Raw genomic sequence first — 14,832 nt, forward strand, 5'->3', positions numbered from 1 at the left:
GTTTTTGACCGTCTTGATGATATGACGCGTTGAGCAGGTCATCGAACTGTGTGTTAATTGTCTTAAGCACATCTAACAAGGCTTCTTTGCCCGTGACATTAGAATGTTTAATTTTGGTAGTGTCAGCAAGCGAATCGTCTAAATCATGCAAGCGGCGATAATCAGCCACAGCAAGCGGTACGTGCCTATCCATCAAGTTTTGAATCATAATATAAGTTTCATTGACGGTATCTTTATCATCAATCTTGCCATCATTATTGGTATCGCCATACATGACACGCAGCTTTTCACCCTTTGTATTAATTTGCTCAAGAGCCGTTTTTACTTCGACGGGCAGGCTTTTTTCGGGTATATAACCCAATTGTGGCATCGCCTTATATTCGAGCATTTTGGGTGCTGTGACTTTTTTAATGCCACGATATCCTAAATATAACCCGGCTACTGGCAACAGCCCATACAAAACAAACATTACGAACATCGCAGTCATTTGGGTCATTATATTATCCTTGTTACTTGTCAGAATATCTTGGCAAATTTCTTATGGTTGTTATTATTAAACAAAAAAATAAGGCTCTATTAAAGCCCTATATTGTTATGCACCGGATCGGTTGTATCTTTTGATAACACTTAATCTTTTCGAATGTACGAAAAAAGTGATATTAAAGCAAATATTAACTTTGTGTACGGCTTTTAACATAACGATGGGTAGAGGCAAGGCGGTTCAGAACCGTTTGATGCAATTCATCCAGTAACTCATCAAGCTCATAATCAATCTCTAAAAACAAATCTGTCAGCATATCACCAGCAGTCATCTTACCCTGTACCATATTATTTTTGGTACGATGCGGACTAAAACGTTGTAGCTGCTCATAATGATGCAATGCCTCAGGGATACTTTCGGACACCAACTTATCGATGACGAACTGGCGCTCATTATGTTGCTGCTGTTGCTGCTCGTTCAGCTCACTACTCCACTCACGATAGCGCTTTAGCTTACCGTTGATACGGTCTAATATCGCAACAGCTTCGATAGGCATAGCGTTTAGGGTGGCCTCATCGACCACATCAACAAGCTCAGTCATAATCGGACAACGTCCATGTTTGAGATACCACAAAGTATCTGGGTCAAAAGGCGGTCTATTGGTTGGGCGCATTTGAGCATGATTACTCAGATAGCGATCGGTCAAAGGCGTGGATGATTGGCTATCACTCACTTGTGCCAACGCATCACATATGCGGTTCACACGTTCAGGTGGTGTCAGTGTAGAACGCCCGTGAGTTGTTTGATTGCCATCATTACTAGCATTCTGTTCATGATCGAAGCTCATCTCTTGAGCATTCTTTGCTGCCAATGATGGTAGGTCATCTTGAGCTTGCCCAAATGACTGTAGCATTCTTGTCAAACTGACTACCATGACTTGCTCTGCCCCTCGTCTATTACACTCACATTGTGCGCATATTGCATACATTCGTTCAATAGCGTATCTTAACAGGTTTTTTCTGGCCTGCCAGTAATCAAAATGTCAACATTTCTACACTCCAACCGTTAAGCACCGTATTATGAATGCTCCAGATTATATTGCTGGCTTCCTACTCGGCCTCTCACTTATCTTAGCGATTGGCTCCCAAAATGCCTTTGTACTCAAACAAGGCATCAAACGTGAACATATCTTTTTTATCTGCCTGTTTTGTGCGGTGAGCGATGCGATACTAATTTCGGCGGGCGTCGCTGGTTTTGGTGCTGTAACAGCTCGCTATCCGCATGTGGTCGACATAGCCAGACTGGCAGGCGCACTATTTTTGCTAGTTTACGGCTTGCAGAGCCTATATGCCAGCGTTAGAAAATCACATGCAATGACTGTCGAGGGGCAAGTCGTGAGTAGCTTAAAAAAAGCCTTACTACTATGCTTTGGTTTTACTTGGTTAAACCCGCACGTATACCTAGATACATTGGTACTCGTCGGTATGGTCTCTACGGGTGCAAGCAGTAGATTGACGTTTGCCGCTGGTGCAGTTAGCGCTTCGTTCTTTTTCTTCTTTGCGCTTGGATATGGTGCGCGATTACTCAGGCCTTTATTTGCAAAGCCTAAGGCATGGAACATACTGGATGCTCTAGTAGGCATATTGATGCTGTACTTAGCTTGGCATTTATATAGAAGTTAGGCCGTGCTAAACATTTGCAAACATAGCCGTTATGTACAACTCATAAAAAAACCAAATACATCTAAATGTACTTGGTTTTTTTATATAGACACTATAGCGTGTATAGAATTCAAATAATGAATAATCAAATATAAGTACAAGTTAGGATAATAGCTTTATCTTAATGACCAGCGACTCCAAAACTATGCTGATGTGCTTTAACAACAAAATAGCGGCATAAGCAACAGAGAATTGAGGCCTAGAACAGAAAATCTGTTATACCACACTAGGAAATAAAGTGCGTATCGCACCTACAATAATTTCGATAGAAACGGCTGCCAATAGCATACCCATGATTCGGCTCATGATGTTCAAGCCAGTATCACCTAATAAGCGGCTAATACGACCTGCCGCCATTAATGCTAAATAACAAAATAAGCTGATAAATAATCCAGCTATCAATATAGCAGATACCTGCAAAACACCAGAAACTTGAGAAGAATAAATAATAACTGTGGAGATACCACCAGGTCCAATCATCATTGGAATAGCCAAAGGAACCACAGCAGCTGCCATCGAAACTGGCGAATCTTGTACGTGATCGACATCGAAATTTTCTTGATCGGGCTTAACTGGATTGCCATCACCATTCATCATATTAAGGGCAATTAGAAATACTAGGATGCCACCAGCCAGCTGAAACGAACCAATTGAAATACCGAGCGCGTTTAGTAACACCTCACCTGCCACAGTAAAAAAGCTGATAGTGATAAAAATCGTCAAACAGGCAACACGCGCAACCTTGCGTCGATTATTCATTGAATAACCGCGGGTCAAATCCAAAAATAACGTCAAGGCGCTAAAGGGATTAATCAATACCAAAAAGGCTAAGATTATCTTAATGATTTCAGTATTCACTGAGCGCTCGCTTGTTTATTGATACCGCTTGTGCAAAAAGTTAAGGTCATCGTGCGAGTGCAACGATGACCCAATATCGGACTAAACAATATCTGATTGAAAATAGCATTGTAGCTTATATTGTAACATAGGCAGATAAGCTAATAAAATCATTAACTTTGCGCCGTTATGCCTATATATCATCTTAGTAGACCTTCAGCGTAGAAAAAGCCTTTAACAGGTTGTTAGTACAAGCTGTCATTTTATACTACCGCTTTATTAACTTGGTGATAATCCTTCCGATAAAATCGAGCGCTGTAGTACTATTAGCCTTTATCATCTCTGTACTTATGCACTAAAATCTAGCCCAATATCCAAGGCTGTCGTACTGTGCGTCAAATAGCCCATCGCGATAAAATCAACCCCTGTATTTGCCGCTGCTTGTACTGTTTCGGGCGTAATACCACCTGAGGCTTCAGTCTTTGCTCGACCCTGACACATAGCAACCGCTTGCGACAATGTTTCAGGGGACATATTGTCTAATAGCACTAAACTCACACCTGCGTCCAATGCCTGCTCTAATTGCTCTAGCGTATCGACTTCAACTTCAATAGGAATCAGATGCCCAGCAAATTTCTGTGCTTGTTGAATGGCCGTTTTGATGTCACCAGCAATAGCAATGTGGTTGTCTTTAATTAAAATCGCATCATCCAACCCCAAGCGATGATTGCGTCCGCCGCCGCAGCGTATGGCGTACTTTTGTACAATACGTAAGCCTGGAATAGTCTTACGCGTACAAGTAATTTGCGCAGGATATTGCGCCACACTATCGACAATTTGACGGGTCGCTGTCGCAATACCACTGAGATGCGTCATAAAGTTCAGTGCTGTGCGTTCTGCCGTCAATAAGTGACGTGCGTTACCTTTTACAGTAGCTAGCACTGCTCCAGCCTCTACCGTTTCGCCATCCCGTACTTGGGCAATAAACTCAATTTGTGCATCGACCAAAGCAAAAGACAACCGTGCCAAATCGATACCACATACCACGCCTGCTTGCCGCGCCTTGATTTGTAACTGCGCTTGCATATCAGCTGGAATAGTGGCTTGCGACGTTACATCACCACGCCTACCCAAATCTTCAGTCAGTGCATTCTCAACCAATGGCTTGAGCAATACGTCATCCAATGCTGGCTCTTTTTCAGTTGTCATTTTTGACCCTTATGTAGGCATAATGTTGATAGAAACTGCTTGTTATTTAAACTCAAAATGAGCATAAATATAACGTAAAGTTATCAGCCCTGCAAGGTAAGGTGACATATTTCTTATTTTGCTAGCAAATTTCGAGTATGAGATATTATTGGACACTCGCTCATCGTTATTTGCAACTAATTAATTTTGCTTAATCACTTATGTTTAGTTACTAGTTCTTAGTTACTTTCGCTTAGGAAGCTTACTATCCATCAATAAACTCTGTAGCTCAATATCATGGCGGAAGCGATATAACTTGGCAGGACGACCGCGTTGAGCACTGCTACTCTCACCTGTCTCCATCACTAGATTTTGTGAATCGAGCAATCGACGAAAGTTTTGCTTGTGCAAGCGCACGCCTGATAGCGCCTCAACACTCTGCTGCAACTGCGATAAGGTAAACACGTCTGGCATCAACCCAAAAATAAGCGGCCTATATTCAATCTTCGCGCGCAGTCTTGATATAGCAGTAGCAATCACGCGACGGTGATCGTAATACATGGGTACACCTATACGTTGCGACCAGTCCTCTGGCAAGTCAGCGGCTTGATAGTTAGGTGGATAATTAGGGGCTTCGGGTATCAGACCTGCTTCATACAGCATCTCATAGCGCAGTAACACATGCTCTGCAATCCACTCTCTACTTTCGTTATCGTGTTCCTTGACTGATTGACTACCTGTCGATTTATCACCTGCCAAAAACGCTTCGTCCAGCCCCCAACACAAGCCAATGCGCTGACGCCTGCGCTGTTGAACGATTAAGTCGGTGGCAGTATTAGCCCATTCGAGTAGTGCTGGCACGACAAAGTCCATAATAATACTGGGCATACCGTTCAGATGATTTTCCCACGGGAAGTAGTCATACCAGTCTCGCCATAGTGCTTTGCTTTGGAGCGCCTGCGTTTGCGTCTCTTGCACCAAACCCAAATAACTCACATACACCAATGCATGGCCATCGATATTGCGCCTATTGGTATCCACAAAGGTATATAACTGCTCCAAATATCCCAGCGGTTGCTGCGTCTGCTCTTCTACCCACTGACGTACGCCCGCTTGCAGCGAACGATGTAGCGGCATAAGTGGCCCATTTGGCAACAGCTTGCCTTGGTCAACGGTTAGAACGCGCGCGATATGATCGGTGATAGCGACCAATACAGCGACCACTTCTGTCGTGCCGCTACCTTGCTGGTGCGCATGTGAATAAGACAACGTCATGGCTTTGGGGATTATCCTTTTTCTCTGAACTACAAATAGCTATCGGGGTCAATAGCTGTGGTACTGCTTAGTATAACTTGAATCTAAAACTATCATAGTCTGTGGTTGTAAGTATGAAAAATCAATATCGATAAATAGTTACAAGGGGCATGAATTAGCACCATTCTTAAGCCTGATATGACTTAACTACACGTCACTTTGAGCACTAAAATTTAACCTTCTGACTTTTTAAGTATGAAAAACCACTTGTAATTATACTCAAAATGAACATAATTAACATAACTTATAAATTTATTATGTCAATTACCTGTTTTTTAGTGCACTCATTTATCGTTATTGCACCAACAAAGGCTGCCATTATGAAAAAATATCCTTACGACGCACCTATCATGAGTGCGGACAATCCCATCGCCACTCAGATGAACATTGAATATGCCAAGGCTAAAATGCCAGCAGACTTGCCCCGCGCTGAACGCATCGTGGTCGAAGAAAATATCAAAAAGCTATTGAAGGAGAATAATGCCGTACTGGTCGCACATTATTATGTCGATCCTTTTATCCAAGACTTGGCATTGGCAACGGGTGGCTGTGTAGGCGACTCTCTTGAGATGGCACGTTTTGGACAAGCTCATAGCGCACAGACGTTGGTAGTCGCTGGTGTACGCTTCATGGGTGAATCAGCAAAGATATTAAGCATGGAAAAGACCGTACTCATGCCAGATTTGGAAGCAGAATGCTCGCTTGACTTGGGCTGCCCTGCTGACGAATTTTCAGCATTTTGTGACGCTCACCCTGAGCGTACCGTAGTCGTCTACGCCAATACTAGCGCCGCGGTAAAAGCGAAAGCTGATTGGGTGGTTACCTCATCTGTCGGTATCGATATTGTCCGCCACTTACAGGCCCAAGGCGAACCTATCATTTGGGGCCCTGACCGTCATCTAGGTAAATACATCGCTCGTGAGACTGGCGCCGATATGCTGCTCTGGCAGGGTTCTTGTTTAGTACATAATGAATTCAAAGCCACTGAATTGATGCAACTAAAAGAGGAACATCCAGAGGCTAAAGTATTGGTACATCCAGAGTCACCTGATAGCGTGGTTGAACTAGCCGATGTGGTCGGCTCGACTAGCAAGCTTTTGCAATCAACGTATGAGATGGATGCCGATACCTTTATTGTCGCAACTGACTTGGGTATCTTGCACGAGATGCAAAAACGCTCACCAAACAAGCGCTTTTTGGCCGCACCTACTGCTGGTGAGAGTGCAAACTGTAAGAGCTGTGCGTTTTGCCCTTGGATGGCAATGAATGGTCTAAAAGGTATTGAACAGTGCTTAACGCAGCGTAGTGGTGAAGTATTGATGACGCCCGAGTTGGCTACAGCTGCTAGAAAACCATTACAACGTATGCTTGATTTTGCCGAAGCACAAAAACAACGTGTCACAGCGAGTGGAGATATCGTTGCCGACCGTGCGCTGTTCGCTAACGTTGGGGCAGCCTAGTATGAGAGAGGGTGCGGATAATATCAGGCAGACAGATGTCCTGATTATTGGTGCAGGACTGGCTGGTTTAAGTACTGCACTATCACTACCAAAATCACTGAGCATCATGGTACTGAGCAAAGCAGCCCTGGAAATTTGCTCAAGCCATTATGCGCAGGGCGGTATTGCAGCCAGTTTGGATGACACTGACTCAGTTGCCGACCATATTAGCGATACGCTCATCGCTGGCGCAGGATTATGTGACGCCGATAATACGGCCGATATTCTTAGTGCAGGACAGCAAGCGGTTCAATGGTTATGTGAGCAAGGCGTTCCCTTTACGCCGACCCTACAACAACATGCGACAGCAGCAAATAAAGTACAGCGGACTAATGGCTTAACAACCAGTGACCTACATCTAACCAAAGAAGGTGGGCATGGCTGTAGACGAGTCGCTCACGCTGAAGATGCAACGGGTCAGCACGTGATGGATGCCTTAACTACCAAAGCACAGACTGCGGTCAATATCATTATCTTGCCTTATCATGAAGCATTAGAGTTACTGACTTCACCTATGATTGGTAACTCTTCTTTTAGCACGAACGATAGCAAGATTAAACATTGCCAAGGGGCGCTGGTCTTTGATCATATCAACGAGCGTCAACTCACTATTCATAGTTCAGCTGTCGTACTCGCTAGTGGTGGCTTAGGTCAATTATTTAAACGTGCCAGCGCGCCTAATGTCTGCGTCGGTGATGGCGTTATAATGGCATGGCAAGCAGGCTGTCGTTTGGCAAATTTAGAATTTATTCAATTTCACCCAACGGGCTTAGCATTAGGTGACAGCAGTTTTTTGATATCTGAAGCGTTACGCGGTGAAGGTGGACGACTGTATTGTCCGCAGACTGGTGTGCGCTTTATGCTAGACGTTGATGAGCGCGCTGAATTAGCGCCACGCGATATTGTCGCTCGGGCAATAGCCAATCAGATTAGTAGTAACGGACTTGGCTACGTGCATCTTGATGTCAGTCACTTGCCAGCTGCATTTATACAAGCGCATTTCCCGCAGATTTATCAGACGCTGCTAGCACTCGGCGTCGATATGACCACAGACCCTATTCCGGTCGCTCCGACTGCCCACTATAGTTGTGGCGGAGTGGTGACTGATGCCAATGGATTGACCGATATTGCAGGGCTGTATGCAGAAGGCGAAGTTGCTTATACAGGGCTACATGGAGCCAATCGCTTAGCAAGTAATTCATTGTTGGAGTGTGTGGTGGTTGGTCGTAACATCGCAGCCAACTTGCCTCGTTACTTAAAGAAATTGGACCGCTTAAAGAACTTAGAAGCTTTAGAGAAAACGGCTGAAGCTTTAGAAAAAATACCGCAGCCACATACTGCCTATTATAAACTGCATCAGTTAGCTGCCGACATTTGGCAATATCCGACACTAGAAAACACGCAATTTGTTATCTTGCCCTCTTCTAAGCAGTCAACACTCCCAACTTATAAGGCTGATAAAGCATTTCATTCTGACGTAGATATTGCAGAGATAACTATAGCATTGAAAGCTCTTTTGACAGCCAATATGGGCATCACACGTAGTGCCAAACAATTAGAGCAAGCATTGCGACAAATTGAGCAGTGGCAGGAGTCAATCGAACATACTGAAACCATGCTATCTGATATGAGTAGTAAAGCCCCTACTACTGACAGTGAGCTTGCCATTTTTCAATTGGTGAGGCAATTAGCGTTAGCAACGATGATTGTCCAATCGGCTTATCAACGCTTTGAGAGTCGCGGTGGGCATTATCGTGAGGATTATCCTAACTTAGCTGAAACGCCTTTGACCAGTATCATTTTGCCATTAAGAAAAACTACGCTTAACTCCTTTTCTCACATTATAGAAGACGAGCGTTATCCGATACCTGTTACTGACCATATTTAAGCCTACAACAGATAATAACCAAACCCATCAAGGGCGATATCTAACACTATAGTTAAAGAGGCATTTAAGCTATCATTATGGATAGGCTTAAAATATTATCTCTTTCTTGAGTGTCCACGGTATGGCTTCTGATATTGTGTTTGTGATTGCCCTGATGATAATCGTCAGCTTGGCTTGGAGTGTACTTGCCGTACCTCGTCTACGCAAACGTTTGCCAAAAATCTACCTGATAGCCCGCTCGTGGTGGTTGATGTTAGCCGCGCTCTGCACTTGCTATGTGATTGCAAAAATAACGAACGATACGCAAGGTTCTCATTTGCAAGTATATGCCTATCAATGGCTGCTCATTTTATTTTTTATATTAATTGGTCTACGCGGCAGCTACGAGATTAAACGTCTATGGTGTTTACGCAGTAAAGCCGTGCTCATTCATAAACTCCAAGCACAAGGTTTACAGCCAAGTACTCCCCTGCTAGCGAAAACCTCTCTCAATCTGACTCAACACTATACGCGGCTCAACTCCTTAGACCTGCTACTGAGTGTTGCCTTCATCTCACTCATCATTAGCCTTGTCGCCTTACAGCAATTGACTTGGCAACGCGAACAATATGGTGTTTTACTCTTCGTATTATTTGCCAGTCAGTTCAACGATATTGCCCAATATCTATGTGGGCGACTGCTTGGGCGTAAGCTGTTTAAACGAGGTCTAGCACCGACTATTAGCCCGAATAAAAGCATTGAAGGTGCTGTCTTTGGCAGTTTAGTTGCGGCTATATTGGCTTCGTTTCTAGGATTATTGCTCACGCCTTTTAGCTGGTGGGTTTGCTTACTAGCAGCCTACAGCTTAGCAGTGAGCGGTATTGCGGGGGATTTATTAGAATCAGCATTTAAACGCCAACATGGGGTAAAAGATACTGGCACGATGCTGGCTGGACATGGTGGCGTATTAGATCGGATGGATAGCTTACTAATTGGGGTGCCGTTATTTACCCTACTGTATTGGTTATTTGGTTAGACCTAGTCAAAATATTGATAGACATGCTATCTGGCTTTATCCAGTTTATTGCGTAATATCCAGTTGAGTAATGGCTTAGGTAAGTGATTTAGTGTGCGAGTAATGTAGCGCATCGATTTTGGAAACACGGCCAACTCAACATCATCGTCAATCGCTTTCATAATATTTGTTACCGCTGTTTGCGTACTCATAATAAATGGCTTGTGGCTGGCATCACCGTCGTTTAAATCACGCAGCGCTTGAGTATCGATATAACCTGAAGCAATGCAGGTCACTTGAATCTCATAAGGGTCAAGCGCCAATCGATAAACGCTGGCCGTCGCTATCATCGCGCGTTTACTTTTGGCATAAAGGCTGGCATAAGGATAATCCAGCGTACCCGCAATGGATGCCAAACAAATAAGGCTTGGCTTAAGATTATTAGTGGCACCATTATGAGTGGCATTGCTACTAGTAATATTATTCTTAATGACATCGAGCGACTGGCTTTGCTGCTTTAACTGAGTGCTGGCCCAGCTAAATACCTGCTCAAACGCTTGCAGATTAATCGCTAACATCTTATCACTGTCTGCTTGATTCAACTGATGCGTACGCTCATTGGTATAGCTGCCCGCACTATAAATCAGTCTGTCAAAGCGTATGCTCGATAATCTCTCTAGTAAATTTTTTATTTGAGTATCATCAGTCAACTCACAGGTATAGGTCTGAATAGTCGGATACTGGCTATTGATATGTTCTATCTTTGCCATGCGCCGCCCAACCACGCTCACCTGCCAGCCAAGCTGTAAATGATGCACAGCCAGTGCCAAACCCACCCCACTTGTACCACCTATAACAATAATATGCGGCGCATGGTTTTTAGCGGTATCTTCTGCATGAGTTGTCATAATTTATGCTGCTGTATGTAATCGACCGTACGCTGATGACCATACTGCCATTGCGCCTGCATTTGCTGCACAAAGCCATCATAGTCAGCGTGTATCAGCTCGACGGTCATTTGCTGTAGATTAAACCGCTTTTGCACATTTTTCCCCGTCAGCTGCTGGGCATTATCGGCAAATGGTAGCCAATGAGGCGGTGCGGATTTTGATGATGTGGATTTGGACAATGCAGCTTTCGATTGATAACTATGTACTGCGGCCAACCGCGCATTTGGGTCAAAACCAAAAACCCGTTTAATGGCAGGGGCAGCAAGCCATGCATCATAACCATCCTTGGTCTCTGCAAATACCGTTTTCGCCAACTGACAGGCCAACTCAATAGGTGTGAGGTTAATCACACCGCCCAAGCACCAGCCAAGCTCTGTGATATGGGTGGGCGGTAAATAATACATATCTGCCATAGAGGCGCGAACCACTGATTGAATATCCCATTGGGTCAGGAGCTTAACAGGGGGATGTATCCGTTCATTGGCAAAGCTATGCGTCGGTGATGTCATGCGCTCGGTAGGCAGGTCTGATAGATATTCTGCCAAAAGCGGTGGCGCAAACAACAATTCTTGCAGCTTTACATGGTGATTACTGGCTGACGTATCAGTCGAGCTGCTATTAGCCAAGTTATTATTAGCCAAGTTATCATTCAATAAATCGCTATCCGCAGGTGCTGAATACAGGCGACTCGCGATAATGGCTATCTCTGGCGTTGTGTCATTCGCGTTAAAGGAGTTATGTCTATTGATATTATGCCTATTGGTAGAGACACCAGCCAGCTCATCAAGCCATTGCCCCTCATTATCAATACGAAACATCGCCAATTGTTGCAGCTCATCTAACAGTCGCGCATAGCTATCTGCTTGCCGATGCCGCTGAGCTTTGGACGATTGATGTGATAAGGACAAACCCAAACGTTTGAGCGCATGCGTTATATAGCGCATTTTTGCACGCCTGTTCGCCTCATCAGGAGTAACATGGCGAATCGCTTTGATAACTGAATACAGCTCACGGCTACACATCAGCGCCTGCAAGTCCTTAGGGTCAGACGCAAGCTGTACCAGATAAGCAGACAAACTGCCACCGCAAGTACCCACGATAATATCTGGTGCCAAATCATGCTCGACCAATGCCGCATAACTGCCCAAATAATAGCCAAAACGTGAGCCACCTCCAGAAAATAGCTGCACACGCTCGTAGGGTTTAACCTGCTGACTATTCATCTATGACTCATCATCAACTGGTGCGGTTTTAATCGCTAATGACACGGTAAAGATACCAAAACGATCGATACGCATAGCAACCTTTTTAAAGCCAGCACGCTCAACCAGTTGATCCATTTCCGCTTGTGAGCGACAGCGCATTACCCAACTGCTACCACGATGGTTGTTTAAGGTTTTACTGATAAACTCCTGCTCAGGGTGCCACGGTTGGTTGGTATAAATCAGATAACCATTTGCTTTTAAGCTGTCATAAATACCTGCCAATGCCGTCTCTGGCAGCGTATTATCAGAAAACAGTTCAAACACGCCTGAGCTGATGGCAATATCAAAACCTTTATTGACCTTACTACTGCTCGTCTTCTCTACTTGCTGATAACTGGCTGCGTCAAACGCATCCTTTTGACAGGCAGTGACTCGATCAGTAATGGCTAAATTAGAGGCTTTCGCTTGCAGTGCTTGGATATTATGCATCTCATAATCTCGTAGCTCCGCACGCAAATCGGTAAACTCAGTCAGTAAGTCAAACGCATAAAAACCATGGCCACTGGCGATATCTAACAATTTTGGTTGATATGGTTTGGTACTATTTTGGTTTTTGTCTTTAGTATCTGCGAGCGCTAAACGTGCCAGCTCCAATATATGCGCGCGGCGTATACGAATACCTTGCCAACCGATATTGTTTAAATAAAACTTATCAACCGCATGTCCAAATTTATTTTGACCACTTGGCTGATTATAATAAACATGATCAAGCGAGTGGCCCGAATCAAACCCATGCTCAAGCCCTGTAGCAATCGCGTCGCTGACATGACCAAACTTCTGCATCGCAAAACGAGTAATAGCAAAGCTCGGATTGAATGGCTTAATCGCTAAGCGGTCTACCTTGTCTTTACTGGCGCTATCCAAATGCGCGGTACTCAAATCAGGCGCTTGTACTGGCGCGGCAAACACCTGCTCAGCAAAATCTATGCAGTCGGCAAACACATCTGCCTTATTGGTTTCGTGAAAGATTGCGTGATAACTGTCTGGGTATAGTTGCCAGCGTTTAGTCGGTGTGTTTATCGCTTCATAAAACGCGCGTTCAGCCTGCTTGTCGACCACATAATCCTTACCTGCGCACAGTACAAATGTCGGCACAGTGATAGCCCCTGCATCATCAAGCAAACGCTGACCTGTGGCATGAGTATCAATCAATAAGTCGGTCGAAATACTGTTCGATATCAATGGATCCGCATTGTAAGCTTGCTGCGCGTCTTTATCATGGGTCAGCAATTGTGCTTTGACATAACTGCTGACACGTGACATCAGACCCAGCGTACGTGCCACCTTTAATGACGGTATCGCAAAGGGCATGTACAAGCGAATGCTTAGCGCAGGCGTGCCGAGTATCATACCGCGAATATTGGGCGCATAATCATGCACCCATGCTGCCGCCAATACCGCACCGATACTACTGGCGACGATCAGGGTGTCTTCGATAGCAATACCAGTTTGCCCGATGACCAGTTGTACAAATCCGTCTAAATCTCTCTCTAGTTCAGTGACGCTCTCGGCATGGTCTTTGATACCGCCTGAGCGACCATTGCCGCGCGCATCCCACGCAAACACTTGATAGCCTGCTGCTGCAAACTGCTGTCCTAGTTCGGCTAATCGGCCCGAATGCTCATGGCCACGATGTAATAAAATCACTTGGCGTAACGGCTGAGCGGCTTTTTTAATCGTTGGTTTTTGCATATCTACTAATGGCATTGTGAGCCAATAGCGATAATAAATAGCCGTGCCATCATAAGCGTTGTAGCAACTTTCACCATTGATAACTGTGGGTGAAGATTGCTCAAAATTCACACTGGCCTGTTCTTTTATTTTTTGATTATTAACCGGAGTGGTTGGCATTTCTTTGAGCTCCAATGGGTAAGCGTTGTCAGTAGAATTATTTGGTAAAGCAGTATCACGTGATGAGGCAATGTTAATAGATAGTGAGTTATTTTTCGACTCACGCGTTACTGATCGAAGCGTTGGCGGCTGATGCATCAAATATAGGTTTGCCATATAGCGTATACGATTTAAGCACGTTTTGAGTAGGAGTGCTTCGGTCAATATGAATAGCGGAGTGATTTTGAAATGAGAGAGTGATAGCGGCCTCTTGCTTCCCATAAAAGCACCAAACACACCCAGCACCAACGCGCGGTCACTTTTGCCCAAAGGCCCTTGGTTCGCCCTAACCCCTAGTATCGTATTGCTAGCGATACCGAGCAGTTCGGTACCAACACTCAATGCCACCATGCTACTAATATGCCGCTGAGTGGTTAGTGACTTCCTCGTGCCAGTCTGTCGTTCAGAATTAATCTGTAAGTCATGCTGAGCAACATGAGGAGCCAAACTGGCAATGAGAGCCGTATCAGCAACAATATCACCCATCTCGTTGAGTACTGCGCCCAGTATCGATGCTTGACCATGCTCACGCGCCATCATGCCGTCGATGGCATTGAGTGCCATCCGTACAAATAACGATGAAGGTAATAGCAGCCATAACGCTTGCTGCTCGGTTGCAGGCTTCGCAATGACATACGCTGTGCCGACGCTCAATAAAATAGCGGATACCGTCACTTGATTAGCGGTAACATTTTGCTCAACCAGCGTATTGCTTATCGGACGTAGTTGATTTTGAAACTGAGTTTTAAGCTGATATAGCGACATGAGTCTAGCCAAATATTTTCAGTACTTTAATGTAGCAACA

The 14,832-nt window shown here is 44.6% G+C and carries 12 protein-coding genes; 4 read left to right on the forward strand and 8 right to left on the reverse strand.

Features of this window, described 5'->3' with window-relative positions; all coding sequences use genetic code 11:
- Both ACT3QR_RS12185 and ACT3QR_RS12190 read right to left on the reverse strand, forming a co-directional pair.
- The coding region (locus ACT3QR_RS12185; RefSeq protein ID WP_444521597.1) for a hypothetical protein at window positions 1-496 on the reverse strand (496 nt) is incomplete at its 3' end.
- Window positions 497-671: 175 nt separating this feature from the next.
- Entirely contained in the window at window positions 672-1,415 is a 744-nt protein-coding gene (locus tag ACT3QR_RS12190; RefSeq protein ID WP_444521598.1) for a hypothetical protein, read from the reverse strand.
- Window positions 1,416-1,560: 145 nt separating this feature from the next.
- On the opposite strand from ACT3QR_RS12190, the gene ACT3QR_RS12195 reads away from it, so the two are divergent.
- A complete protein-coding gene (locus ACT3QR_RS12195) occupies window positions 1,561-2,163 on the forward strand; it encodes a LysE/ArgO family amino acid transporter (protein WP_444521599.1) in 603 nt (200 codons plus the stop codon).
- 255 nt (window positions 2,164-2,418) lie between these two features.
- On the opposite strand, the gene ACT3QR_RS12200 is transcribed toward ACT3QR_RS12195, so the two are convergent.
- The 3 genes from ACT3QR_RS12200 to ACT3QR_RS12210 all read right to left on the reverse strand — a co-directional run bounded on the left by ACT3QR_RS12200 (window position 2,419) and on the right by ACT3QR_RS12210 (window position 5,502).
- Window positions 2,419-3,060 (reverse strand): MarC family protein, encoded by a 642-nt coding sequence (locus ACT3QR_RS12200; protein WP_444521600.1) that lies wholly within the window; start codon window positions 3,058-3,060, stop codon window positions 2,419-2,421.
- Window positions 3,061-3,387: 327 nt separating this feature from the next.
- Complete coding sequence (gene nadC / locus ACT3QR_RS12205) at window positions 3,388-4,248, reverse strand: carboxylating nicotinate-nucleotide diphosphorylase (protein WP_444521601.1); 861 nt, start codon at window positions 4,246-4,248, stop codon at window positions 3,388-3,390.
- A gap of 222 nt (window positions 4,249-4,470) precedes the next feature.
- Window positions 4,471-5,502: an NUDIX hydrolase gene (locus ACT3QR_RS12210; protein WP_444521602.1), complete on the reverse strand. Its 1,032-nt coding sequence runs from the start codon at window positions 5,500-5,502 to the stop codon at window positions 4,471-4,473.
- A 359-nt stretch (window positions 5,503-5,861) separates the two neighbouring features.
- On the opposite strand from ACT3QR_RS12210, the gene nadA reads away from it, so the two are divergent.
- The 3 genes from nadA to ACT3QR_RS12225 all read left to right on the forward strand — a co-directional run bounded on the left by nadA (window position 5,862) and on the right by ACT3QR_RS12225 (window position 9,943).
- Window positions 5,862-7,001 (forward strand): quinolinate synthase NadA, encoded by a 1,140-nt coding sequence (nadA, locus tag ACT3QR_RS12215; protein ID WP_444521603.1) that lies wholly within the window; start codon window positions 5,862-5,864, stop codon window positions 6,999-7,001.
- A gap of 1 nt (window position 7,002) precedes the next feature.
- Window positions 7,003-8,928, forward strand: a complete 1,926-nt coding sequence (nadB, locus tag ACT3QR_RS12220) for an L-aspartate oxidase (protein ID WP_444521604.1) — start codon at window positions 7,003-7,005, stop codon at window positions 8,926-8,928.
- Between the two features lie 121 nt (window positions 8,929-9,049).
- Window positions 9,050-9,943, forward strand: a complete 894-nt coding sequence (locus ACT3QR_RS12225; protein WP_444521605.1) for a phosphatidate cytidylyltransferase — start codon at window positions 9,050-9,052, stop codon at window positions 9,941-9,943.
- A gap of 26 nt (window positions 9,944-9,969) precedes the next feature.
- Here ACT3QR_RS12225 and ACT3QR_RS12230 read toward each other — a convergent pair whose 3' ends face one another.
- From ACT3QR_RS12230 to ACT3QR_RS12240, 3 genes are read right to left on the reverse strand one after another with little or no spacing between them, the layout of a single operon-like run.
- A complete protein-coding gene (locus ACT3QR_RS12230) occupies window positions 9,970-10,830 on the reverse strand; it encodes an SDR family NAD(P)-dependent oxidoreductase (protein ID WP_444521606.1) in 861 nt (286 codons plus the stop codon).
- On the reverse strand, window positions 10,827-12,095 hold the full coding sequence (locus ACT3QR_RS12235; RefSeq protein WP_444521607.1) for a patatin-like phospholipase family protein: 1,269 nt from the start codon (window positions 12,093-12,095) through the stop codon (window positions 10,827-10,829). Before ACT3QR_RS12235 ends, ACT3QR_RS12230 begins: the two co-directional genes overlap by 4 nt.
- Complete coding sequence (locus ACT3QR_RS12240) at window positions 12,096-14,792, reverse strand: alpha/beta fold hydrolase (protein ID WP_444521608.1); 2,697 nt, start codon at window positions 14,790-14,792, stop codon at window positions 12,096-12,098. It abuts the gene before it with no gap.
- Between the last annotated feature and the right edge of the window lie 40 nt (window positions 14,793-14,832).

This window comes from Psychrobacter sp. AOP7-B1-25 (assembly GCF_052376195.1).
Classification (GTDB): Bacteria; Pseudomonadota; Gammaproteobacteria; order Pseudomonadales; family Moraxellaceae; genus Psychrobacter.